At 69.5% G+C, this 24241-nt stretch carries 22 protein-coding genes; 10 read left to right on the top strand and 12 right to left on the bottom strand.

Annotated features, from left to right (window positions below; genetic code table 11):
- The first annotated feature begins 67 nt into the window (after positions 1 to 67).
- The 3 genes from NO364_RS09885 to NO364_RS09875 all read left to right on the top strand — a co-directional run bounded on the left by NO364_RS09885 (position 68) and on the right by NO364_RS09875 (position 4393).
- Complete coding sequence (locus NO364_RS09885) at positions 68 to 1264, top strand: FAD-dependent oxidoreductase (RefSeq protein ID WP_257627408.1); 1197 nt, start codon at positions 68 to 70, stop codon at positions 1262 to 1264.
- On the top strand, positions 1233 to 4046 hold the full coding sequence (locus NO364_RS09880; protein ID WP_343217992.1) for a nucleotide sugar dehydrogenase: 2814 nt from the start codon (positions 1233 to 1235) through the stop codon (positions 4044 to 4046). The genes NO364_RS09885 and NO364_RS09880 overlap by 32 nt, the downstream gene beginning before the upstream one ends.
- 92 nt (positions 4047 to 4138) lie before the next feature.
- Positions 4139 to 4393 carry a hypothetical protein gene (locus tag NO364_RS09875; protein WP_157690951.1) on the top strand — a complete coding sequence of 85 codons (255 nt, stop codon included), beginning with the start codon at positions 4139 to 4141 and terminating at the stop codon, positions 4391 to 4393.
- Positions 4394 to 4416: 23 nt separating this feature from the next.
- On the opposite strand, the gene ileS is transcribed toward NO364_RS09875, so the two are convergent.
- A complete protein-coding gene (ileS, locus tag NO364_RS09870) occupies positions 4417 to 7608 on the bottom strand; it encodes an isoleucine--tRNA ligase (protein ID WP_257627406.1) in 3192 nt (1063 codons plus the stop codon).
- 114 nt (positions 7609 to 7722) lie between these two features.
- Here ileS and NO364_RS09865 point away from each other — a divergent pair, with 114 nt between their 5' ends.
- On the top strand, positions 7723 to 9093 hold the full coding sequence (locus tag NO364_RS09865; protein WP_257627405.1) for an aryl-sulfate sulfotransferase: 1371 nt from the start codon (positions 7723 to 7725) through the stop codon (positions 9091 to 9093).
- A gap of 133 nt (positions 9094 to 9226) precedes the next feature.
- Here NO364_RS09865 and NO364_RS09860 read toward each other — a convergent pair whose 3' ends face one another.
- Together NO364_RS09860 and NO364_RS09855 are read right to left on the bottom strand one after the other, a co-directional pair.
- On the bottom strand, positions 9227 to 9511 hold the full coding sequence (locus NO364_RS09860) for an amphi-Trp domain-containing protein (RefSeq protein ID WP_157690954.1): 285 nt from the start codon (positions 9509 to 9511) through the stop codon (positions 9227 to 9229).
- A 4-nt stretch (positions 9512 to 9515) separates the two neighbouring features.
- On the bottom strand, positions 9516 to 9680 hold the full coding sequence (locus tag NO364_RS09855) for a hypothetical protein (protein ID WP_199243685.1): 165 nt from the start codon (positions 9678 to 9680) through the stop codon (positions 9516 to 9518).
- 119 nt (positions 9681 to 9799) lie between these two features.
- Between NO364_RS09855 and NO364_RS09850 the strand changes: the two genes are divergently transcribed.
- Entirely contained in the window at positions 9800 to 10258 is a 459-nt protein-coding gene (locus NO364_RS09850; RefSeq protein WP_257627404.1) for a DUF7992 family protein, read from the top strand.
- Here NO364_RS09850 and NO364_RS09845 read toward each other — a convergent pair.
- From NO364_RS09845 to NO364_RS09830, 3 genes are all read right to left on the bottom strand, one after another.
- The gene (locus NO364_RS09845; protein ID WP_257627403.1) at positions 10255 to 11748 is read right to left on the bottom strand and encodes a PAS domain-containing protein; all 1494 of its coding nucleotides are present in this window, start codon (positions 11746 to 11748) and stop codon (positions 10255 to 10257) included. The two genes, NO364_RS09850 and NO364_RS09845, sit on opposite strands and share 4 nt — an antisense overlap.
- A 385-nt stretch (positions 11749 to 12133) precedes the next feature.
- Positions 12134 to 12607 (bottom strand): acyl-CoA thioesterase, encoded by a 474-nt coding sequence (locus NO364_RS09835; RefSeq protein WP_257627402.1) that lies wholly within the window; start codon positions 12605 to 12607, stop codon positions 12134 to 12136.
- Positions 12608 to 12678: 71 nt separating this feature from the next.
- On the bottom strand, positions 12679 to 13140 hold the full coding sequence (locus NO364_RS09830; RefSeq protein WP_157690958.1) for a bifunctional nuclease family protein: 462 nt from the start codon (positions 13138 to 13140) through the stop codon (positions 12679 to 12681).
- Between the two features lie 137 nt (positions 13141 to 13277).
- Between NO364_RS09830 and NO364_RS09825 the strand changes: the two genes are divergently transcribed.
- A complete protein-coding gene (locus NO364_RS09825; RefSeq protein WP_257629116.1) occupies positions 13278 to 14546 on the top strand; it encodes an MFS transporter in 1269 nt (422 codons plus the stop codon).
- Positions 14547 to 14555: 9 nt separating this feature from the next.
- Here the strand turns inward: NO364_RS09825 and NO364_RS09820 are convergent, their stop codons facing one another.
- Together NO364_RS09820 and NO364_RS09815 are read right to left on the bottom strand one after the other, a co-directional pair.
- A complete protein-coding gene (locus tag NO364_RS09820) occupies positions 14556 to 15329 on the bottom strand; it encodes an enoyl-CoA hydratase/isomerase family protein (protein ID WP_257627401.1) in 774 nt (257 codons plus the stop codon).
- A gap of 79 nt (positions 15330 to 15408) precedes the next feature.
- Positions 15409 to 15627, bottom strand: coding sequence for a heavy-metal-associated domain-containing protein (locus tag NO364_RS09815; protein ID WP_157690960.1), 219 nt, complete (start codon positions 15625 to 15627; stop codon positions 15409 to 15411).
- Between the two features lie 189 nt (positions 15628 to 15816).
- On the opposite strand from NO364_RS09815, the gene NO364_RS09810 reads away from it, so the two are divergent.
- Positions 15817 to 18438 (top strand): heavy metal translocating P-type ATPase, encoded by a 2622-nt coding sequence (locus NO364_RS09810; RefSeq protein ID WP_257627400.1) that lies wholly within the window; start codon positions 15817 to 15819, stop codon positions 18436 to 18438.
- Between the two features lie 73 nt (positions 18439 to 18511).
- Positions 18512 to 19009 (top strand): DUF5797 family protein, encoded by a 498-nt coding sequence (locus tag NO364_RS09805; protein WP_157690963.1) that lies wholly within the window; start codon positions 18512 to 18514, stop codon positions 19007 to 19009.
- On the opposite strand, the gene NO364_RS09800 is transcribed toward NO364_RS09805, so the two are convergent.
- Both NO364_RS09800 and NO364_RS09795 read right to left on the bottom strand, forming a co-directional pair.
- On the bottom strand, positions 19010 to 20020 hold the full coding sequence (locus NO364_RS09800; protein WP_257627399.1) for a DUF5787 family protein: 1011 nt from the start codon (positions 20018 to 20020) through the stop codon (positions 19010 to 19012).
- A gap of 45 nt (positions 20021 to 20065) precedes the next feature.
- Positions 20066 to 20530 (bottom strand): bis(5'-nucleosyl)-tetraphosphatase, encoded by a 465-nt coding sequence (locus NO364_RS09795; protein WP_157690965.1) that lies wholly within the window; start codon positions 20528 to 20530, stop codon positions 20066 to 20068.
- A gap of 206 nt (positions 20531 to 20736) precedes the next feature.
- On the opposite strand from NO364_RS09795, the gene NO364_RS09790 reads away from it, so the two are divergent.
- Positions 20737 to 21069 (top strand): uS10/mL48 family ribosomal protein, encoded by a 333-nt coding sequence (locus tag NO364_RS09790; protein WP_157690966.1) that lies wholly within the window; start codon positions 20737 to 20739, stop codon positions 21067 to 21069.
- Between the two features lie 3 nt (positions 21070 to 21072).
- On the opposite strand, the gene NO364_RS09785 is transcribed toward NO364_RS09790, so the two are convergent.
- On the bottom strand, positions 21073 to 21333 hold the full coding sequence (locus tag NO364_RS09785; protein ID WP_157690967.1) for a DUF7513 family protein: 261 nt from the start codon (positions 21331 to 21333) through the stop codon (positions 21073 to 21075).
- Positions 21330 to 22868, bottom strand: coding sequence for a Na+/H+ antiporter NhaC family protein (locus NO364_RS09780; protein WP_257627398.1), 1539 nt, complete (start codon positions 22866 to 22868; stop codon positions 21330 to 21332). Before NO364_RS09780 ends, NO364_RS09785 begins: the two co-directional genes overlap by 4 nt.
- A gap of 84 nt (positions 22869 to 22952) precedes the next feature.
- Between NO364_RS09780 and NO364_RS09775 the strand changes: the two genes are divergently transcribed.
- On the top strand, positions 22953 to 24236 hold the full coding sequence (locus tag NO364_RS09775) for an amidohydrolase (RefSeq protein WP_157690969.1): 1284 nt from the start codon (positions 22953 to 22955) through the stop codon (positions 24234 to 24236).
- The last annotated feature ends 5 nt before the right edge of the window (positions 24237 to 24241 follow it).

The raw sequence follows: 24241 nt of genomic DNA, 5'->3' as shown, positions 1-24241 counted from the left end.
TTAAAAGCACCGCGTCACGGAGCGCCCCACCGACGCCGTGAAGTGCGGGGCTCGACCACGGGACGGTATGCGCACGACTGTCCTCGTGATCGGCGGCGGGGCGACCGGCGTCGGCGTCGCGCGGGATCTGGCCCTTCGCGGCGTCGACGTGACTCTCGTCGAGCGCGGCGCCCTCGCCGGCGGGACGACGGGGCGCTCGCACGGCGTCCTCCACAGCGGCGCCCGGTACGCCGAGGCCGATCCCGACGACGCCGCGGCCTGTCTGGCCGAGAACCGCGTCCTCCGCGAGGTGGCGAGCGGCTGTCTCCGCGAGACCGGCGGCTACTTCCTCCAACTCGACGGCGACGACCCCGACTACTTCGAGCGCAAGCGCGCGGCCTGTGCCGACCTCGGCATGGAGACGACGACCCTCGACGGCGACGCGTTCCGGGCGCGGGTTCCCGAGGCGAGCCCGGCCGTCGAGCGCGCCCTCGCCGTCCCCGACGCCGTCGTCTCGCCGTCGCGGCTGGTCGTCGCGAACGCCCTCGACGCCCGCGAGGCGGGGGCGACGATCCACACCCACGCGCCGGTCGAGTCGATGCGCGTCGCCGACGGCCGCGTGCGGGCCGTCGCGGTCGGCGGAACGGTCGGGACGACCGTCGAGGCCGACGCCGTCGTGAACGCGGCCGGTCCGTGGGCCGAGCGGTGTGCCGCCCTCGCGGGTGTTTCGGTGCCCATGCGTCCCACCCGGGGCGCCATGGTCGCCGTCGAGAACCCCGGCGTCGACGCCGTGTTGAACCGGTGTCGACCGCCTGCCGACGGCGACATCGTGGTGCCAACGCCCGGGGCCGCCGTCCTCGGCACCACGAGCGTCGCCGTCGACGACCCGGACGACTTCGAGCGGTCGGACGCGGCGGTCGACCGGATCGTCGACGAGTGCGCGGCGATGTGTCCGGCGGTGGCCGGGATGCCGACCGTCCGTACCTACTGGGGCGTCCGCCCGCTGTACGCCCCCGACGAGTCGGGGCGCGACGGCCGCGCCATCTCCCGGGGGTTCGCCCTGCTGGATCACGAGGCCGAGGGCGCGGCGGGCCTCGTCACCGTCGTCGGCGGGAAGCTCACGACCTACCGGCGGATGGCCGAGGCGACGGCGGACCTGCTCTGTGACCGACTCGCCGTCGACGCCCCCTGTCGGACCGCCGAACGCCCGCTCCCGGGGAGCGACGACCCGGAGCGCCTCGATACGGCCCTCGATGCGTTCGACGTCGACGCGCCGGCGGGCTGACGGCTCGTCACCGCCGGGGGATCGGCCCGGATCGGCCGCATCCGAACCCTCTTTGATCCGTCGTCGCACAGGGTGGGGTATGAAGATCGGTATCGTCGGGAGCGGGTACGTCGGCACGACCGTCGCGGCCTGTCTCGCCGACTTCGGGCACGAAGTGATCAACGTCGACGTCGACGAATCGGTGGTCAGACGGCTGAACGAGGGGGAGTCGCCCATCTCCGAACCCGGTCTCGACGACCTGCTCGACCGCTACGCCGGCTCGTCGCTGTTCGCGACGACCGACTACGCGGACCTGGCGGACGTCGAGGTCGTCTTCCTCGCGCTCCCGACGCCCACGAACGACGACGGGAGCATCGACACCGCGTACGTCGAGGCGGGCGCCGAGGCGCTCGGCGGGGTGCTGGCCGACGTCGAGGGGTATCCGACCGTCGTCGTCAAGAGCACCGTCGTCCCCGGGACGACCGCCGACGTGGTCGGGCCGATCCTCGAACGCGAGTCCGGGCTGCGGGTCGGGGCCGACTTCGGCCTCGCGATGAACCCCGAGTTCCTGCGCGAGGGGAGCGCCGTCGACGACTTCAAACACCCGGACAAGCTCGTCTTCGGGACGACCGACGACCGCGCGCTCGACACGCTGGAGGCGGTCTACGCGCCGTTGCTCGACGAGGTCCCGGTCGTTCGCACCGGGCTCGACGAGGCCGAGATGATCAAGTACGCCAACAACGCCTTCCTCGCGGCCAAGATCAGCCTCATCAACGAACTCGGCAACATCTGCAAGGAGTACGGCGTCGACGCCTACGAGGTGGCCGACGCCATCGGCCTCGACGACCGCATCGGCGAGCGGTTCCTGCGGAGCGGCGTCGGCTGGGGTGGGAGCTGTCTTACGGGTGATCAGCGTGTTCTGGCGAAGGATGACGATGGAACGACGCTCCTCACGCTGGCCGACTTCTTCGACCAGTACGTGGCCGACGGATCGGTGGACGACGTGTCCGTGCTCAGTTACGCTGACGGCGACGTGGAGTTCAAGTCCGTCGTGGCCGCGACTCGCCGTCGGTACGATGGAACGCTACACACAATTGAGACGAGGATGAACAAGGAGGTAACCGTCACCCACGACCACCCCATGGTCGTCGTCGACGACGATTCGTCGGTCGTTCGACAAGCACACAGGATCGACGAGGGTGATGCGCTCCCCGTCCAGTCGGGTTTGCCGGCCGATCCGGTCGGATCGTTCGACCTCATCGACTTCGTTGCGGAGGCGACCGAATTCGACGACGACTCGGTGTATCTCAAAGTGTCGTTCGAGGCGGAGTCGGTTGCAGAACGGGTCCGGGAGTGTCTCGACGAGTACAACGGACGGTTCGACTACGACAGGGTCCACGAGTTCATCCGGAACGACTACATCCCACTCGACGTGTTCCTCGAATTCGAGGCTCGACTCCCTTTCGACCGGAACGATGTCGCCCTGTATACGACCGTCGGCGGCGGGCAGACGTACGTTCCCGCCGTCATCCCCGCGGACGAGCGGTTCTGGCGGTTCATCGGCTACTACCTCAGTGAGGGACACATCCACACCGACGAGTCGGGTAACGGATCGACCCCTCGGAAACGTGTCTTTCTGAGCTTTCATCCGACCGACGAGCAGGAGTACGTCTCGGATGTGGCGTCTTACCTCGATGCACTCGGTATCCGGTACCGGACGGACACACAGGAGACGGCAACCCACGTCGAGGTTTCGAGTCGCGTGTTCGCCCACTTCCTCGAACGACTCGGCTGTGGGACGGGTTCGTACTCCGCACGGATCCCGGATCCGGCGTATCGGGAGCGTGAGGCGAACCGGCGAGCACTCCTGTCGGGACTGTTTCGTGGTGACGGTTACGTCGAATACACGAACCACTCGAACGCCGTCGTCTACGACTACGGTTCGGTTAGCGAGGAGTTGATCCAGGGAATGCAGTTCCTCCTGCACAGTCTCGGCATCGTTCCGAGCTACAAGACATCACAGTCCAAGAAATCGACGACACCGGCTCATTTCCTCAGGGTGAGCTCGGAACGACAGATAGCCGAGTTGGCTGGGATGTTTCTCCCGTCCGAGCGGAAGCGGATCGAGGAGCGACTCGCGAGTTACGACCGACAGATCGCTCCGACCGGCTACACAGACGGCGGACGGCACACGACCGTGAGTGTGAGCGGAGTCTCGACTCGGGAGGCCGCGGTCGACGTCTACTCGCTGGAAGTCGCGGACAACCACACGTTCGTGACGACCGACGGCCTCGTCGTTCACAACTGCTTCCCGAAGGACGTGGCGGCCATCGTCGCCGCCGCCCGCGACCGGGGGTACGAACCCGAACTCCTCCAGGCGGCCATCGACGTGAACGACCGCCAGCCCGAACGGATGCTCGACCTGCTCGATACCCACGTCGACGTCGCGGGCGAGCGGGTGGCCGTCCTCGGCCTCGCCTTCAAGCCCGGCACCGACGACATCCGCAACTCCCGGGCCGTCCCGATCATCGAGGGACTCAAGGACCGTGGCGCGGAGGTGATCGCCTACGATCCGAACCAGGGGGCGGCCGATGCGATGCGGGAGCGGTTCCCGGACGTGGAGTACCTCGCCTCGGCGTCGCCGACGCTCTCGGGCGCGGCGGCGGCGCTCGTCGTCACCGACTGGCCCGAGTTCGCCGACCTCGACCGGGAGTTCGACCTGATGAGCGGCGACGTCGTGATCGACGGCCGGCGGGTCGTCGAGCGCCGCGACGGGCTCACGTACGAGGGGTTGACCTGGTAGGCGGCTCCCGCTGCCGTTCGGGGGGTCCGTACGGTCCGGCCTCGGGACGGCTCACCGACACGTTGAGGGAGGATCGGGGACGACTGCTTCCCATGGTCCCCTCCGACGAACCCCGCGAGAACCGGATCCGCGCCATCGTTCGCGACGAACTCCGGACTGCGGGGCGGTCCCTCCTCGGCACCGTCTGCTGGACGCTCCTGGCGGCGTTCGCCGCCCTCGTCGGCCTCCAGTCGATCCAACTCGCGGCGTTCGCCGTCTCGACCGTGGCCGCGGTCGGGTTCGCGCTGGTCGGCCTCGTCGTGGTCGCGTCGAGCCTGTACCTCCTCTATCTGCTCTACTGGGCGTAGCGGCGAGGGAGGAAAGGCGGCCCTTATGCGGCCCGCTGTTCGGCTTCGACCCGCGCGATGCCGATGGTGACGGCGACGCCCTCGACCTCCCACTCCTCGGTCAGGTCGTCGGCGTCGGCGTCGAACTCCGCGGTCCGAGTCTCCTCGGCGATGAGGTCGCGCCGCTCGTCGACGAACGCGGCCACGCGGTCGTCGTCGACGTCGATCCGGGTGCGGATGCGCTCGTCGACGTCCAGGTCGAGTCGCTTGCGCATCTCCTGGATCCGGCGCACCACGTCGCGGGCGTACCCCTCCGCCTCGATATCCTCGGTCAGCGAGGTGTCGACGTAGACGGTGCCGCCGGTCCGGTCGCCGTCGTCGGTCACCTCGAAGTCGGCGCCGGCGACGTTCTCCGGGGGTTCGGCGCGGAACGAGACCATCTCCCCCGTCAGGTCGTAGCGCTCGCCGTCGAGCGTGACGGTGTAGGGGGTCTGGCCGTCGGCGTCGGCTTCCAGTTCCTCGCGGCGGCGCCCCTCGACGGCGGCCATCACCTCCTGTGCGTCGCCGCCGAATGCGGGGCCGATCACGCCCATCTCCGGTTCGGCGCGCTCGATCAGTTCGTCGAACGAGTCGGTCACCTCGATGGATCGGGCGTTCACCCGCTCGCCGAGCAGGGTCGACAGCGAGTCGACGGCCTCGCGGACCGACCCGTCGTCGCTCTCGACGAGCACCCGCGGGACGGGCCAGCGGAGCTTGCGCCCGCCCTGCTGTCGGGCGTTGGCCGCCGCCTCCTCGACCGCCCGGAGGACCGCCACGTTCCGCTCCAGCTCCGGATCGTGGTGAGTCCCGTCGACCGTCGGGTAGGAAAGCTGGTGGACCGTCGTCGCGCGCCCGTCGAGCGTCCGGTACATCTCCTCGGCGATGTAGGGCGTGATGGGCGCGAGCAGGCGGATCGTCTCGTCGAGGACGGTCGCGAGCGTCGCGTAGGCGCCGCGTTTCGACGCCGAGTCCGCCTCCTCCCACATCCGCTCGCGGATCGCCTTGACGTAGAAGCGGGAGACGTCCTCGGTGACGAAGTCGAGGACGGCGTTGCAGGCGTCGTGGACGGCGTACTCGTCCCACGCCGCCTCCACCTCGGCTTTCACCGACTGGAGGCGCGAGAGCACCCACTCGTCGACGACGGTCAGTTCCCCGTCCGAGAGGTCCGCCTCGGCGGGGTCGTAGTCGTCGAGCGCCATGTACTGGAGCGGGAACCGGAAGACGTTCCAGAAGATGTTGAGCGTCGACTGGGTCTCCGCGAGTCCCTCCCACTCGAAGGAGAGGTCGGCCCCGTGCTGGTCGTGGCTCATGAGGTAAGCCCGGAGCGGGTCGCGCCCGTAGCGGTCGATGGCCTCCTGGGGCGTGACGATGTTGCCGAGGGACTTCGACATCTTCCGACCCTCGCTGTCGTTGGCGAAGCCGTGCATGACGACTTCGTCGTAGGGAATCTCTCCGAGGGCGGCGGTCCCCATCCCCAGCTGCGACCAGAACCAGCCACGCGTCTGGTCGTGGGCCTCGACGATGAGGTCGGCGGGCCAGAGCTCCTCGAAGTCGTCCTCGTTACCCGGGTAGCCGAGGGTGCCCCACGTCGCCACCGAGGAGTCGATCCACACGTCGAACACGTCGGGGACGCGCTCGTAGGTGACGCCGTCCTCGGTGATCGTGACGGGGTCGACGCTCGGCCGGTGGAGGTCGATCGTCTCGGGGTCGAGGTCCCCATCGGCGCGTTCGGCGAGTTCCTCCCGCGTCCCGATCACGAGGATGTCCTCGGCGTCCGGATCGGGGTCGTCCTCGGGCACCCAGATGGGGAGGGGGATGCCCCAGTAGCGCTGTCGGGAGACGTTCCAGTCCGGGGCGTCCGCGACGAAGTTCCGGAACCGGTTGTCCCGGGCCCACTCGGGGTGCCACTCGCTGTCCTCGATGTTCTCCAGGAGTTCGTCTTTGATATCGGTGACCGTGATGAACCACTGGTCGGTGGCGAGATAGACGATGTCGGTGTCACACCGCCAGCACTGCCCGTAGCGGTGGGTGGTGGTGCCCGACGCCAGCAGGTACCCGTTCGCGTCCAGGTCGGCGATGATGTCGTCGTTGGCGTCGCGGACGAACCGTCCGGCGTACTTCCCGGCTTCCTCGGTGAAGGTGCCGTCGCCGGCGACGGGCGAAAACACGGGCACCCCGAGTTCCCGTCCGCGTTCGAAGTCGACCTCGCCGTGTCCGGGCGCGGAGTGGACCAGCCCCGTGCGGTCGGCCTCGACGTAGTCGGCGGCGTACACCTGTCCCGTTCCCTCGACGTCGGGGTTGTCGGGCACTTCCTCGGCGAGTGGGTGGTCGTACGTCCAGCCGACGAGTTCCTCGCCGGGTAGCTCCTCGATCACCTCGTAGTCGTCGTAGCGCCCCTCGCGGAGGACGTCCTCGACGCAGGGAGCGGCGACGTAGAGGCGGTCGGTCTCGCCGTCCCGCGTCGCGTCGACCGCCCGGTATGTCATCTCGGCGTCGACGGCGACGAACTCGTTTGCCGGGATGGTCCACGGCGTCGTCGTCCAGACGACGAGCGATCCCTCGCGGTCGCTGAGGGGGAACCGGACGTAGATGGAGGGGGATTCGATCTCGTGGTACTCGACCTCGTTGTCGGCGATGGCGGTCTCACACCGGGGACACTGGTTGATCGCCCGCTTGCCGCGCTCGACGAGGCCGTTCTCGTGGACGCGCTTGAACGCCCACCACGTCGCCTCCATGTACTCGGGCGAGACGGTCCGATAGGGATCGTCCCAGTCCATCCACGCGCCGATGGACTGGAAGTCCTCGTCCATCTTCTCGCGGTTGCGCTCGGCGAAGGACTTGCACTCCTCGATGAACGCCTCCATCCCGTACTCCTCGATGTCCTTCTTGGAGTCGAAGCCGAGTTCCTCCTCGACTTTCACCTCGATGGGGAGGCCGTGCATGTCGTAGCCGGGCCGGTCGGTCACGTCGTGGCCTGCCATCCGCTTGTACCGGATGATGGCGTCTTTCAGCGTCTTGTTCCACGCCGTGCCGAGGTGCATCTGTCCGCTCGTGTACGGCGGGCCGTCGACGAAGAAGAAGGGCGGGTCGTCCGCGTGGGCCTCCTTCGCCGCCTCGTAGGCGTCGTGTTCGTCCCAGTAGGCGTTGACCGAGGCCTCCACGTCCTCGGGGGCGTACTGGTCGCTGACGTCGTCCATACCCGTCCCAGTTCCCGCGCGTATATCAAAACGGTGGTCGGGCGTCACGTCCGTCGGATCCCGGTCGCGCCGACGAAACACAGGATTCAGGTGCCGGCCGCTCGCACGGCCCGCGTGGACAGTCGAATCCGTCCCCGTCCGGCGTTCGCGCTCGTCTTCCTCCTCCTGGTGCTCGTCTCGGTCGGCTCGTCGCTCGCGTACGACCCCGTCGACGACGGCTCGATCGGTCCCGGGACCGTCGACCGCGACCCGTCGAACGCGACGGTGATCAGCACGCAAGGGGTCCACTTCGCCGGGCAGTTCGACCGGTCGCGGCCGCCCCGGCTCGTCTCGGTCGACCCCGACGGCGGCCTCCGGTGGCAGTACGAGGGCGACCACGGCGACGGCGTCGGCGGCTGGTTCTTCGACGTCGACCCGCTCCCCAACGGCAACCTGCTGGTGGTGAGCCCGCGGAACGGCGAGACGCTCGTCTACGAACTCGACCGCGAGACCCGTGAGCGCGTCTGGACCGAACGGCTCCCCTTCACCGACACGCACGACGTCGACAGGCTCGACGACGGCCGGCTGGTCGTCGCCCACATGCGCACGGACGTCGAGAACGGCACCAGCGGCGACCGGGTCGTCGTCTGGAACCGGTCGCGAAGCGAGGTGACCTGGGAGTGGCGCTTCGCCGACCACTTCCCCGCCGACACCGACGGCGGCGTCGACGACGACTGGACCCACGTCAACGACGTCGACCCGGTCGGCGAGGACCGCCTGCTGGTCTCACCGCGCAACTTCGATCAGGTGTTGCTCATCAACCGCACCACCGGCGACGTCGAGATGCGTCTGGGACGCGACGGGAACACGGACGTCCTACACGCCCAACACAACCCCGACTACCTGCGCGGCCCGGGCGGCCGCCCGACGATACTCGTCGCCGACAGCGAGAACGACCGCGTGGTCGAGTACACCCGGGAGGACGGCTCCTGGAACCGCACGTGGACGCTGACGGGCAACCTCACGTGGCCGCGGGACGCCGACCGCCTCCCGAACGGCAACACGCTCGTCGTCGACAGCCTCGGCCATCGAGTGATCGAGGTGACGCCGACCGGGGAGGTGGTCTGGGAGTTCTACGCTACCTGGGCGCCCTACGACGCCGAGCGTCTCGGTACCGGCGACGGGTCGAACGGGCCGACCGTCCAGGAACTGAACGCGACGGGGCGCTACGCCGTCCACGACGGCGCCGGCGAGTCGCCGGGCGCCGGGCGGACCACCCCGCAGGCGTGGCTCGATCGGGTCACCGACGACACGCCCGCCGCGGGGGTCGGCACGGCGCTCGCGACCTGGTGGGCCCACCGCGCCCCGTGGTTCCGCCCGGTCTGGATCTCGCCGTGGGGCTTTCTCACCACGGTCCTCGCCGCCTGTGTCGGGGCGACGTGGCTGACGGCGGAGGCGCACTGGCGGTGGGGGGAGTCGGTCGCCACGTGGCTCTCCGGCGGCTGATACCGTCTATCGTCCGTCAGTACCGGTGGGTCGCCAGGACAGTCCGGCGACCTACCGGAACACGGTTACAGTGGTCCGTACGACCCGTCGGTCTTGGGTGTGGTTTCGGAGGAAAGCGGGGACCGTCGCCGACCTACGAGACGTCGGGGGCGCTCTCGTCCGTTCGTCCCGGCAGTTCCAGTTCGATTTCGAGTTCCGGCTCCCCGACGCCGTCGAAGTCGACGTCGAGGCACACGGGTTCGCCGAAGGCAAAGGGCAGTTCCCACTCGTCGGTCTCGATTTTCAGTTCGTCGCCGTCCCTGAGCTGTTCGCCGAGGTCGATCAGGAACCGTCCCGCCTCGTCGGCGTCGAGGCGGTACTCCTGTTCGAACTCGCGACCGGTTCTGATCGTCGTCTTCTCGGTATCCGATTCGGACATGGGTTCACCGACGGACGTCGACGGTCACGTCGCTCGCGATCCATCCGTCCGTGTTCCCCGATTCGAGGAAGACGGCCGTGCCCGGGCCGCTCTCACAGACGGCTATCTCGGGGGCGGCGGCCGCCGGACCCGACGATGGCTCGGCGTGTGACTGGGTGCGTGCGTCCATCGAGAGCCTTTAGGCAAACCTAAAACAAAAAGGTCGCGGTTCCAGTTGCGGTCACCGCGCGACGACCGTCCGTCGCGCACGCGCCGAGGCTTTATCGCCGCGGGCGACGAACTGGGGCCATGTCGCTCGACGTCGCCGTACCCGACCCGCCCGAACTCGAGGAGACCGATCCGAACGAGTACGAGGACGCGGACGTGGTCGGGGATACGGATTACAAGCGCGAGGAGATCGAGGCCCTGCTCCGGGAGGGAGCGTGGGCCGAGGCCTTCGGCGCGTGGGCCGAGACGACCGACATCGACGAACGGGAGTTCGGGATCGTCACGGACCTGGGGATGCTCCGCCGGTTCGACTTCTTCTGGGACTCCTTCGCGGAACGGGTCGGCTACCACGCCCCCGGCATTCCCGAGGACTGGAAGGAACGCGAGTACCACCCCGATCTGGACTCGTGGGGGACGGTCTCGGGCATCAACGCCGCGATGACCGAACTCGGACAGACCGTGTGTGACGTGTTACTCGACGAGTACATCGAGTGGGAGACGGAGTACGAGGCGCCGGACGACCTCCCCGATTTCGACTAGTCGCGACACGGAACCGAGAGCGTGACGACGGTTCCCCCCGACTCCGCGTCACGCACGGAGAACTCCCCGCCGGCCTTGGTGACGATCCAGTATATCTGCCAGAGGCCGAGCCGTTCGGCGTGGTTCAGGGGGCTCTCGCCGCCTTCGAGCACCTCGACTTCACGCTCCGGGATGCCCGGCCCGTCGTCCTCGATTTCGATATCGATCCACCCCTCGTCCCGGGAGTCGACCCGGACCTCGACGGCGGGCGCGTCCTCGGCGTTGTGCCGGACGGCGTTCTCCATCGCCTCCTCCAGGGCCGCTGTCAACCCCCCGACTGCGACGTCGCAGGTGGTGTCGGGGAGCGTCACGTCGAACGTCGCCGTCGGATAGCGGTCCCGCAGGACGCTCACCAGTTGCTCGATCCGCTCGCGTAGGGAGACCGGTTCGTCCGCGGGTTTGGCGGTCGAGATGATCCGGTCGATCCGGCGCACCGACTCCCCGAGCGCCATGAGGTCGTTCGCCGCTCGCTCGATCACCCCGAGCGAGTCGAGCGAGCCGTCGCGGTCCAGCTCCTCGCGGAGCAACGCGACGTGACCCTCGATCAGGTTCATCTTGTTTTTCAGGTTGTGGCTGAGGACGCGGTTCAGCACCTCGAGGCGTCGCTCCCGGATCTTGCGGTCGGTGATCTCGGTCTGGAACCCGACGAAGTTCACGACGCGCCCGTCCTCGTCGCGGACGGGAGCGACGTCGAGTTTCTGCCAGAACCGCTGGTCGTTCTTGCGGTAGTTCACGATATCGACCGACACCGGCTGCTCGGCGTCGATCCGCTCCCGAAGCAGGCGACGCGTCTCCGGATCGGTGTCCGCGCCCTGCAGGAGCCGACAGTTCCGCCCGAGTACCTCCTCGGCGTCGTAGCCGGTCAGCTCCTGGAACCGATCGTTGACGTAGACCATCGGGTTGTCGTCCCGCGACGGGTCGGTGATGGTGATCCCGACCGGTGCCCTGTCCATCGCGCGCTCCTTCAGACGGAGTTCGGCGACCGTCTCCTCCAGCTTCCGGGACCGGGATTCGAGTTCGACGGCGGTCCGTCGTCGCTGGATCAGGTTGTCGATCCGGGAGAGGAGTTCCGCCCGCCCGACAGGGAGTTCGATCACGTCGTCGACGTAGTCCCAGACGGCCGTCCCCACCGAATCGGCGGTCTCGGCCGGGACCAGCAACACGAACGGTAGGAAGGCACTCCCCGTCTCGCGGCCGGTCTCGACGAGGTCGGCGATCCGGGAAAACTCGGTTCGGTCGAGCCCCTGTCGGTCGAACACACAGCAGTCGAAGGGTGTCTCCAGCGCCGTCGGGTCGGTCGTCGTCTCGACCCGGTAGCGACGACCGAGCGTCTCGACCAGGAGGTCACGGTTGCGACCCGGAGCCATGAGCAACAACACCCGTGGCTCGTCGACGCTCGGACGGGTGTCGTCGCCCCCTTCGATCGCTCCATCCGCCTGTTCCCGTGACATGTATCCCGATAGGGCCGTGGCGTCCCCTCTCCGGGCCACTTGCCCGTAAGGGTTGGCTTCTGACCGTTCGTTGTCACGACGGCTGTCGCTTATCCCCCGTCCGCCCGAATCGGGGCATCCATGGCGTCGGTCAGTCGGCGGTCGACGGGGTCCTGCACGGCGGGTTCGTCGCCACCCAGGGGAACAGCAGCTACCCCGCCGACAACATTACCCCGAAGTTCAGGGCGAACTCCGGAAGGCCATCGGTGTCCTGAAACAGCGCACGAGCGACTTCGAGCGGACGCTCCGGGAGTTCGACATCACCGGCGACGGCATCCGCGTCGGCGACCCCCTCACCCGGATGCGCGGCATCCCGGGCGGGACGCCGGAACTCCTCGACGAGTGGTCACGCCATCCGCTCGACGAGCCGTTCGAACTGCGTCTGCCGGTCGTCGAGGGCGGCGTCGCGCAGCCGTCGTTCGGCCTCCGTCGGGCAGTCGAGGTCGGGCACCATCGTGGGATCCCCGTCGTCGTCGACCGCGACGAACGTGAAAAACGAGGAGGTGGTGTCGCGCTCGGTGTCCTGCTGGGGGTTCTCCGCGCGCACCTCGACGTTCACCTCGATGCTCGTGGTTCCCGTCCCGTAGACGTACGCCTCGACGACGACCACCTCGCCGAGGTCGATGGGGCTCTTGAAGTCGACGTGTTCCATCGACGCGGTGACGACCTTCTCGTTGGCGAATCGCATCGCCGCGATGGCGCCACAGACGTCCATCCAGTGCAGCACGGCACCCCCGAGCGCCCGCCCGTGCGTGTTCGTGTCGTTGGGGAGGACGATCTCCGTCATCTCGGTGTGGGACTCCGCCAGCGTCGCGGTCATGGCGTGTGGGTGCGTCGGGGCCGTGAAAAGTCCCCTCGATTCGTCGGTGCGACCGCGCCGCGGGGCCCGGATCAGGGCTCCTCGTCGAAGTCGTCGATGCGCTCGGGTTCGAACTCGTCCTCCGGGCGGCCGGCCCGGTCGAGGACGGCGTCGCTGACGGTGATCGGACAGTCGACGCGGACCGCGAGCGCGATGGCGTCGCTGGGGCGGGCGTCGAAGACGAACTTCCGCGCCTCGCCCTCGTCGTACCGCTCGACGTCAACCTTGGCGTAGAAGGTACCGTCCGCGAGGTCGTCGATCCGGATGCCGTCGACGGCGCCACCGAACTCCGTGAGCATCTCGACGAGCAGGTCGTGGGTGAGCGGGCGCTCGAACGGTTCCCCCGACAGTCCGAGTTGGATCGCGCGCGCCTGGTCGGCCGTGATGACGATGGGGAGATACTCCGATCTGGCGGCGAGGAGGACGGCGGGGACGTTCGACCCGTCGTCGCTCGTGCCCACCCCGATGCCGGTCACCTCGGCGGTGTGCTCCATGCCCCGACGTTCGTGCGCGGAGTATGAATAGCTACGGGCCCACGATCCGGGGCACGATCACCGGCGTGCGTCCACGACGGTCGCCCCGGATCGGGAGCGCAACCGTGAGGTACGTGGGTGGCAAACCCGAAGACGAGATGGGGCTGCTGGATCTGGACCGCCGCGTGTTCGCGCTCGGCCTGGCGCGGATGGCCGACGCCGTCGGCAACTCCTTTCTGATCGTCGTCCTCCCGCTGTATCTGGCGAGCGGCCAGGTGCCTATCGAGTCGCTCGTCGGGGCCCGGGTGTCGCTGCTCGGCGCGTCGCTGACGATCACGGAGTACCTGCTCGTCGGCATCGTCCTCTCGCTTTTCGGCTTCCTGAACAGCCTCGCCCAGCCGTTCACCGGCCGCCTCTCCGACCGGACGGGCCGGCGGCGCGCCTTCATCCTCTTTGGCCTCCTGTTGCTCGGCGCCGCGAGCGGCGCCTACGCCCTCGTCTCGTCCTACTGGCTCGTGGTCCTCCTGCGGGTTCTCCAGGGGGTCGGCGCCGCCTTCACCATCCCCTGTACCGTGGCGCTGGTGAACGAACTCGCGACCGGCCACGACCGCGGGAGCAACTTCGGCGTGTTCAACACCTTCCGGCTGATCGGCTTCGGGTTCGGTCCGATCGTCGCCGGTCTCGTCGTCGAGGCCCGGGGCTTCGACGCGGCCTTCGCCGTCGCCGTCACCGGCGCCGCGGTCAGCTTCCTGACCGTCTGGGCGTTCGTCTCCGATCCGGAACGCCCGGAGACGGCCGCGAGCGACGACCTCTCCGTGGCCGTCCGCGGCGACGACCGCCTCCTCGATCCGGTGTTCACCCTCGGTCTCGGCACCGTCGCCATGGGGATCTGTATCGCCATGTTCGCCACCCTCGAAGGCCGGATCAACGAGCGACTCGGGCAGGGGACGCTCTGGTTCGGCCTCCAGTTCGGCGCCGTCACCCTCGCCAACGTCGCCTTCCAGATCCCGATCGGTCGGGCCGCCGACCGCTACGGGCGCCGCCCGTTCCTCCTCGCGGGCTTCTGTCTGCTCGTCCCCACCACCGTCGCCCAGGGTTACGTCCTCTCCCCGGCGCCGATGACGGTCACCCGCTTCCTGCTCGGCGTCGCCGTGGCCCTCGTCTTCGCCCCGTCGCTCGCCGTCGCCGGCGACCTGGCCCGCGAGGGCGAATCGGGGACCACCCTCTCCGTGCTGACGATGGCCTTCGGCCTCGGCGTCGCCATCGGCCCCCTCGCCTCGGGCTATCTGGAGCGGTTCGGGTTCGCCGTTCCCTTCCTCGCGGCCGGGATGCTCGCGACGCTCGCGCTCGTGCTCGTGAGCACGCAGGTCGGCGAGACGGGTGACCCCCAGCGGACCGTCGACTGGCCGTGGTCGCCCGGGGACTGACGACGCCTCTCACTCGAACTCGGGGTCGCGCTTCTCGACGAAGGCGTCCATCCCCTCGCGCTGGTCGGCGGTGCCGAACAGGCCGCTCCAGGCCCGGCGTTCGACGGTGAAGCCGCCCTCGCCGGCGGTCTCGTGGTAGGCGTCGAGCGCCTCCTTGGCCGCATAGAGGGCATGGCGGGGCTTGGACGCGAGCTCCGCCGCCATCTCGTCGACGTGGTCGTAGAGGTCGTCGTGGGCGACCACCTCGCCGACGAGTCCCCGTTCGTAGGCGTCCTGCGCGTCGAGGCGTTCGCCGAAGAAGATCAGCCGGCGCGCCGTCTCGTCGGACACGAGCCGCTGGAGGAGCTGCGTGCCGCCCCACCCGGGGATGATCCCGAGGTCGATCTCGGTCTGCCCGACGACCGCTCGCTCGCTCGCCACCCGCAGGTCACAGGCGAGGGCGAACTCGCAGCCGCCGCCGAAGGCGTAGCCGTTGATCGCGGCGATGGTCACGCCGGGGAACGACCGCAGGTCGCGGACGACCGACTGGCCGCGCTCGGCGTAGGCGAGCGCCTCCGGCGTCGAGAACTCCTTCATGTAGTCGATGTCGGCCCCGGCGATGAACGCGTCGTCGCCGGCGCCCGTGAGGACGAGCACCCGCGCCGACTCGGCTTCGGCCTCCGCGATGGCCGCCGTGATCTCGTCCAGCGTCTCGGTGTTCATCGCGTTCAGCGCGTCGGGGCGGTCGACCGTGAGACGGGCGATTCCGTCGTCGACATCGAGCGTGACGGTGTTCCAGGACACGCCCGTCCGGACGACGGCCAGGGGGTTAACCGTTCGGGAGAGCGGTCCCCCGGGCCGGCCGCTGGGGAGCGACGACCGGTCAGGCCGTCCGTTCGACCGCCGGCGCCGACCCGTCGTAGCCCGCGGCCGCCACCGCATCGACGAGCGCCGCCGTCTCCGCGTCACCCTCGACGGTCGCCGTATCCGTCTCGTGGTCGGCCCTCGCGGCCGTGACGCCGTCGACGTCCGCCAGCGCCTCCTCGACCGTCCGTTCGCAGTGCTCGCAGGACAGTCCCTCCACGCCGATCGTTCGTGACATGTCGGTCGGGCCTACGGGCGCTCGGTCGCTTCGACCTGTCGTTTCGTCGCCGGACCGCCCGAGAACCCACCGCCCGTGTCGGCCCGACTCCCCTCCCGAACGACTTTCGGATCGAAAGTTACCGGCCCCTCGATCCCGTGGATCGAAGCAGCAAGCCCCCTAAGTGTGGAGGACGTAGGATACGTCACGATGGATCCACGCACCACCCGGCTCGACATCACGGGGATGTCGTGTGCCAACTGCTCGGCCACGGTCGGGGACGCCCTGACGACCCTCGACGGCGTATCCGACGCGACGGTCAACTACGCCACCGACGAGGGGACCGTCGAGTACGACCCCGAGGCGGTGTCGCTCCGCGAGATCGTCGCGGCCGTCGAGGACGCGGGCTACGGCGTGGTCACGGAGACCGCGACCTTCGGGATCGCCGACCTGTCGTGTGCGAACTGTGCGGAGACGACCGAGGCGGCGCTCGACGGCGTCCCCGGCGTCGTCGAGGCGACGGTCAACTACGCCACCGACGAGGCCCAGGTCACCTACGTCTCCGGGGCCACGTCCCCCGACGAACTCCACGAGGCCGTCGCGGACGCGGGATACACGCCGGTCCGCGAGGGGGAGGACGACACGGGGACCGTCGACGCACCCGACGCCCGCGACACCGCGCGCCGGGCGGAGATCCGCCGACAGCGCCGGCTGACGGTCTTCGGGGCGGCGCTCGCGGCGCCGCTCCTCCTCCTCCTCGTCGAGGAACTCCTGCTCGGGGGTAGTTACCTCCCCGACCGACTCCTCGGCGTCCCGTTCCACTGGGTGGGGTTCCTGCTCGCCACGCCCGTGCAGGTCCTCCTCGGGCGGCCGTTCTACCGGAACGCCTACACGGCGCTCGTGAGGAACCGCCGCGCCAACATGGACGTCCTCATCGCCCTCGGGTCGACGACGGCGTACGTCTACTCCGTCGCAGTCCTGCTGGATCTGGTCGCGGGACGGGTCTACTTCGACACCGCGGCGCTCATCCTCGTGTTCATCACGCTCGGCAACTACCTGGAGGCCCGGTCGAAGGGGCAGGCCGGCGAGGCGCTCCGGAAACTGCTGGAGATGGAGGCCGAGACGGCGACGCTCGTCGACGCCGACGGCGCCGAACGCGAGGTTCCCGTCGAGGACGTCGCGGTCGGCGACCGGATGAAGGTCCGGCCGGGCGAGCGGATCCCCACCGACGGCGTCGTGGTCGACGGGACCAGCGCGGTCGACGAGTCGATGGTGACCGGCGAGTCCGTCCCCGTCGAGAAGGGCGCGGGCGACGAGGTCGTCGGCGCCACGATCAACGAGAACGGCGTGCTCGTCGTCGAGGCGACGCGGGTCGGCGCCGACACGGCGCTCCAGGAGATCGTCCGCACGGTCAAGGAGGCCCAGTCGCGCCAGCCCGACATCCAGAACCTCGCCGACCGCATCTCCGCGTACTTCGTCCCCGCGGTGATCGCGAATGCCCTCCTGTGGGGTGTCCTCTGGTTTCTCTTCCCCGAGACACTCGCCGCCGTCGTCGAGTGGGTGCCGCTGTGGGGCCTCGTCGCCGGCGGCCCCGCGGTCGCCGGCGGCACCGTCTCGACCTTCGAGTTCGCGGTCGTCGTCTTCGCCTCGGCGGTTCTCATCGCCTGCCCCTGTGCGCTAGGGCTGGCGACGCCCGCGGCGACGATGGTGGGGACGACCATCGGCGCGAGCAACGGCGTCCTGTTCAAGGGCGGCGACGTCCTCGAACGCGCCCGCGACGTGGACACGGTCGTCTTCGACAAGACCGGCACGCTGACCGAAGGGGAGATGCAGTTGACCGACGTGGTCGCCTTCGCGGACGGGCGGCCGACGACCGACGACGGGGCAGCCGCCGACGGGGGCCGGGTGGCCGTCCGCGAGCGCCCGACCGAGAACGAGGTCCTCCGCCTCGCCGCGACGGCCGAACGCGGGAGCGAACACCCCTTGGCCCGCGCTATCGTCGACGGCGCCCGGGCGCGCGGCATCGACGTGGGCGACCCCGAGGACTTCGAGAACGTCCCCGGACGGGGCGTCCGGGCGACGGTCGACGGGGCGACGGTCCTCGTCGGCAACCGGAGACTCCTGCGCGACGCCGGGATCGATCCCGCGCCCGCCGCCGAGACGATGGAACGGCTGGAATCCGAGGGGAAGACGGCGATGCTGGTCGGCCGGGTTCCCGCCGCAGGCGTCGGTGAACTCCTCGGGGTCGTCGCCGACGCCGACACGGTGAAACCGAGCGCGAGCGAGGCCGTGAGCGCGCTCCGGGCCCGCGACCTCGACGTGATGATGCTCACCGGCGACAACGAGCGCACCGCGCGCGCGGTGGCCGACCGGGTGGGAATCGATCCCGGGAACGTCCGAGCGGAGGTGCTCCCCGAGGACAAGTCGGACGCGGTGGCGGCGATCCAGGACGAGGGCCGGGAGGCGATGATGGTCGGCGACGGCGTGAACGACGCCCCCGCCCTCGCCGTCGCGTCCGTCGGCTGTGCCATCGGCTCGGGGACCGACGTGGCCATCGAGGCCGCGGACGTGACGCTGATGCGCGACGACCCCCGCGACGTGGTGAAGGCCATCCGGATCTCGGACGCGACCCTCCGGAAGATCCGGCAGAACCTCGTGTGGGCGCTCGGCTACAACACCGCGATGATCCCGCTCGCCTCGCTCGGCTTGCTCCAGCCGGTCCTCGCCGCGGGGGCGATGGCCCTCTCCAGCGTCTCGGTGCTGGCCAACAGCCTCCTCTTCCGGCGGTACACGCCGGACGACGACTACCGGGTCCTCGGGCGGTTCCGCTGAGCGGGCGCCGCCCGGCGTCGCGGCCCGCGGTCGAACGGAACACGGATATGGGAGACCGACGAATCGCCCCTCGATGACGCTGTCCCCGGAGGAACGTGACCGACTGGCGGATATCGTCCGCCTCCAGCCGACGAAGAACAAGGAGCTACAGGAGCGCTGGGGGTTCGACAGCGGCAGCGAGGTGCACGGATATCTGGAGGCACATCTGAGCGATTACTACTACCGAAACGACGACAGCTACATCTGTGCGACCCCGGAGGCGGCCGAACTCACGGACGCCGAACCGGGGATGGAGGGCGACGAGGACGGGCCACAGGTCATCCGCGTGCCGGAACTCGAAGCCCAGGTGTTCGAGGTGGTGGCCGGCCCGGCGGAGCGCTCCGAGAGCGTCGTGAGCGTCCTCCAGAAGGTGCGGGCGACGTTCGACGCCGACCCCGAGGTCGACGCCGTCCGCGAGGCGCTCCAGAGCCTCCGTCGCAAGGGGGTCGTCGAGGTGGTGTACCGCACCGTCCCGACGTTCAAACTGGCCGTCGACCGGGAGCGCGTCGACGTCGAAGTCGTCGACTCCTGATCAGGCCTCGGGGTCGAACGCCCGGACCCGACGACGGCGCCGCGCCAGCAACCGCCGGATCCCCTTCCCGGGCCCGCCCTCGATGGGCCACCCGCGGGTGCGCCAGGACGGCGGTTCGGGCTGGAACTCGGGACAGGAGCCCGAACACTCCCCGGCCGTCTGGTGGCACTCCGCGGCCGCACACCAGGGGACCAACGCCCCCGATTCCGACCGCAGTTCGAACCAGCGACAGTCCGGACGCATCGTCTCGACGTAGGACCGCCAGCCGTCGCCGTAAGCGCGCTCGGCGAGTTCGAGCCGCTTTCCCGCCTTCGTCTCCGCCGACAGCGACGTGTCGGCGCTCGGGTCGAGGGCGGCCGGATGCCACGCCACCCGCGCGTCCGGGTCGTCGCCGTCGAAATCCAGCACCAGCACGCCAGCCTCGACGGGGAGGTCCTCGAGCAGCGCGGGTTCGACGGCCTCGCCGGTGGCGGCCGTCGCGACCCACACCTCGTCGGCGAGGGCCGTCGTCACGTCGTGGTCCATCTGGTCGCCGAGGCGTCGCGCCGCGCTCGCCGAGAGGTCGGGTTTGTTCTCGATAGCGACGATCCGGCGGATCCAGTCGGGGTAGGGGGCGATCCGTCGGATCTCGATCCGGTTGCCCGCCCGTCGGGTCTCGACGACGTCCCGGTCGGCCGCCCGGTGGACGGCCGCGCGGACGTACCGCCACGGGTAGCCCGGTTCGGGGAGGGCGTCGCGATACCACGCCCACTCGGCCGGCGCGTGTCGGACGACGTGCAGCAGGTCGGAGTCGAGGGCCCGCTCCCCGAAGGCCGCGCGGGCCGCCAGCCCCGCCGGATCGGCCTCGACGACCACGGTGTCCCAGCGGCGGTTCCGGGTGCCGAGTTGGCGGGCGACGACCGGGACGGCGTCCGTCTCGCGGTCCGGTTCCGGCGGCCACGCGCGCTCGGCCCACCGGCAGGTGACGAGTTCGAAGCCGAACTCCGCGTCGCCGGGAACGCCGTCGCTCACGGCCCCAGGTGGGTGGTCGGGCTGTGGCGTGCCGGCGTCATGCGGTCACCCGACGTACGTCCGGTCGCCGTCCTCGGCTTCGGCCTCGGCCACGAGTTCGTCGAGGTATTCGTGGGCCTCCTCCAGTATCTCGCGGGGACCATCCTGTGTGATGGTGTTGATAGCCTGCTCGTAGTCCCGCCACTGCAGGTCGCGGTGCTCGTTCGAGAGTTCGGCGCTGGCCTCGAACGAGCGGGCGATGAACAGGTGGACCGTCTTGTGGATGGTGTTGCCGCCGGCCTCGAACACGTAGTCGTACTCCTTTCGAAAGCCGTCGATGAGCCGGAAATCCTCGATTCCGGCCTCCTCGGTAACCTCTCTGATCGCAGTCTGCTGGAGTTCCTCGTCCCCCTCGACCCCGCCTTTGGGGAACTCCCAGTCCCCCGGTCGGCTCTTCAGGAGGAGGTACTCCCGGTGGCCACGGGTGTCGCGGAAGAGGATGGCTCCAGCACTGGTCGCTTCGACCGTCATTACCCGCAGTAGACGGCCGTGGGTTAATAGAATGTCGGACGGGCGAGGACCCTCCCGCCGGGAGTAGGACGACCCGACCGATTCCGTGCCCCGAACCCGGCGAGTCGCCCGGTCCGAGGTGTTCCGGACGTCGTTCGTCCCTCGACGCGACTGCCGGGGACGGACGGATGTGCTTTTGGTCCCCCGCGCACACGGATGGAGTAACGATGGCCTTCGTCACCAAACTCAGTTTCCAGAGCGGGGACCGCGAGGTGCTGGAGTCGCTCGTGACCGACCTGAAGCGGATGGTCGAGCGCAAGGGCGCCGAATGCAAGGGACCTCACTCCTCGCCGCCGGAACGGCTCACCGTCCCCCAGTACCGGACCCTCCAACCGGGCGAGCAGTTCGATTCCTGGGAGTACACCAGCTACTCCCGACGACTGGAGATCCACGGCAGCGACGACGTCGCTGGTCGGGTCGGACATATGGACTTCCCCGACAGCGTCCACGTCGAAATCGAGGTCGACCGCAAGAAACCGCTCGGCTACCGGAACGAGTAGCGGCTACGCGTCCCCCTCGACGACGTCGAGGAGTTCACCCGTTCCCCGGCTCTCGGCGTCGTCGAACTCGGTGATGCGGAGCCGTACCAGCCGGTCGCCGAGTCCGCGCTCCGCGTCCGGGAGCGCGATGATCGTATCGCCGATCCGAACCCGTGCCGTCCCGTTCGCGTAGCCGGTGACGTAGGCGGTGAGTTCGTCGCCCGCCGCGTACGCCGGGCGGTTCGTCCGGAACGTCCAGCCCTCGAAGAACTTGCCGACGTTCATACGCGGGCCACCTCCTCGCTCCGTCGGTCGGGGACGTACTCGAGTCCGTAGCCGGTCCAGGCCGCGACGAGGAAGACGGCGACGAGGAACCAGCCGTGGAAGACGTACGGCCAGACCGCCGCGGGGTTGGCGAGCATCGCCTCGGTGAACCAGTCGAACTGCTGGGGCAGCTGGATCATCGCGGCGTAGCCGGCGAGCACACCGCCGCCCCACGGGAAGATGTACCCGAGCGCCGAAGTGTTGGCGTCGAGGATGTTCGCCCGGCGGTACCCGTTGATGTTGAACCGCTGACCGAGCGTGCGGATGAACGGCGCGATGGCGATCTCCGCGGCCGTGTTGATCGTGATGGTGGCGTTGACGATGGCGGTGCCGATGACCATCGTCGTCTCGGCGCGCCGGACCGTCGTCGCGACGTGCTCCAACAGCCACTCCTCGATGGCGGCGAAGCCGCCGCCGGCCCGCATCACCTGCGCGGCGCCGACGATGAGGAGGACGAGGACGATGAGTGGGAAGAAGCCGAGCGCGCCGGTGTAGAGGCTGCCGCCGACCGTCGCCGACGCGTCGGGTGCGATCTCGATCACGCTCCCGACGACCGGCAGGGTGTCGAGCGTCGCCGCGATCCCCGACTCGCTCGTCGACCGGAAGACGAGCATCGCCGAGGCGGGCGCGAGGCCGAGCGCCAGGTTGAGGACGACCGAGACGATCAGCCCCCACGAGACCGCCTCGATGATGTGTCGACCCAGGACGGCGGTGCCGATGACGACCAGGATCGAGAGTAGGTGAACGAGGCCGAGCGGGCCGGCACCCGCGCCGGCGGTCGCGGCCACGTCGAGCGGTTCGCCCGCCATCGCCCGTCCGGCGACGACGTAACTCGCCAGGGCGAGCACCGCCGCGACGATGGCGTACTTGAACCGCGAGGCGACGACGCCGCCGATGTCGGCGTTCTGGGTCACCGCGCTCACGATAGTAGTGTCGGAGACGGGCGCGAGGTTGTCGCCGAAGACCGCACCCGAGAGGATGGCGCCGAACAGGAGGACGGGATCGGCGCCGAGCAGCACGCCGGCCGGAAAGACGAGGCTGGTAAAGGCCACCGCCGTGCCGTATCCGGTGCCGATACCCGTCGCCAGGAGGGCGGCGAAGACGAAGGTGAGCGCCGGGAACAACGCCGCGCCCACGTCGGCTGCGCTCGACGCCCACACGAGGCCGTCGACGAAGCCGCCGGCCTGGATGGTGTCGGCGAACATGCCGGCCCAGAGCCAGGCGACGACGGCCGTCGCGGCCACGCGCTGGGTCATCCCCTCGAAGATGACGTCGGCGTAACTCTTCCAGTTACCCTTCACGAACAGCATGCCGACGATGAGGCCGACGAGCATGCCGACGACGAGACCGGAGGTGTCGCCGATGCCAAGTAGGCCGCTCTGGACGATAGCCCAGACGATGAATATCGCGAGCGGGAGGGCGCTCATCGCCCGGCCACCGTAGAATTCGACGCGTGACTCCTCGGGTGGACCGTCGGGGAGGTCGGTTTCGCTCATCCCGTTCGAGGGTCGTCGACCCCCCGGATTAAACACGCCGGTTCCGGCCGACAACTTATCTCCCCTGCGGGCCATCGCCACGACATGAGCCTCGACGGCCCGGATCACGAAGCGCTACTGGACCTGCGCCGTGACCTCCATCGCCACCCCGAACCCGCGTGGCGGGAGTTCTACACGACTGCCCGCCTCGTCGACGAACTCGAGACGCGCCCGCTCGACGAACTGTACGTCGGCCCCGAGGTACTCTCCGAGGACCGCCGAGGCGTGCCCGACGAGGCCGAACTCGCGACGTGGGCCGAACGGGCGGTCGACGCCGGGGCCCGCGCGGACGTGGTCGACCGACTGGCCGGCGGCCACACCGGCCTCGTCGCGGTGCTCCGGCGCGGCCCGGGGCCGACGGTCGGGGTCCGGGTCGACATCGACGGCCTTCCGATCACCGAGGCCGAGGACGCCGATCACCTCCCCGCGAGCGAGGGCTTTCGCTCCGAGAACGAGGGATATATGCACGCCTGCGGCCACGACGCCCACGCGACCGTCGGCGTCGGCGTCGTCGACGCCATCGCGGCGGGTGACTTCGAGGGGACGCTGAAGGTATTCTTCCAGCCCGCCGAGGAGACCGTCTCCGGCGGCGAGCCGATGGCCCAGGGCGGCCACCTCGACGACGTGGACTACCTGCTCGCGCTCCACGTCGGTCTCGATCACCCCACCGGCCAGGTGGTCGCGGGGATCGACGGCTTCCTTGCGGTGAGCCACTTCGACGCCGAGTTCTCGGGCGCCTCGGCCCACGCGGGCGGCCACCCCGAGCGCGGCCGCAACGCGGTTCAGGCCATGGCGACGGCGGTCCAGAACCTCTACTCGATCCCCCGCCACCACGACGGGGCTACCCGCGTCAACGCCGGCCGCGTCGGCGGCGGCACCGCCTCGAACATCGTCCCCGAGGCGGCGTTCATCGAGGGCGAGGTGCGCGGCGAGACGACCGACCTGATGGAGTACATGGACGACCACGCGATGCGGGTCCTCCGGTCCGCCGCCGAGACCCACGACTGCGAGGTGGAGGTCGAGTACGCGGGCCGGGCGCCGAGCGGCGAGAGCGACGGCGAACTCGCCGCGGTGGTCGCGGACGTGGCCGGTGACACCGCGGGCGTCGACTCGATCCGCGACCGCGACACGCTCGGCGGGAGCGAGGACGCCACCTACCTGATGCAGCGAGTCCAGGCGCGGGGCGGCCTCGCCTCTTATGTCTGTGTCGGCACCGACCACCCGGACGGGCACCACACCCCGGCCTTCGACGTGGACGAGGAGACGATCCGGATCGCGGTCGACGTGCTGTCGGGGGCGGTCGAACGGATCGGCGCGGAGCGACCGTGACTGAA

Source organism: Haloplanus salinarum, assembly GCF_024498175.1.
In the GTDB taxonomy this organism is placed as follows: domain Archaea; phylum Halobacteriota; class Halobacteria; order Halobacteriales; family Haloferacaceae; genus Haloplanus; species Haloplanus salinarum.
This window is presented reverse-complemented; position numbering and strand designations above follow the sequence as displayed.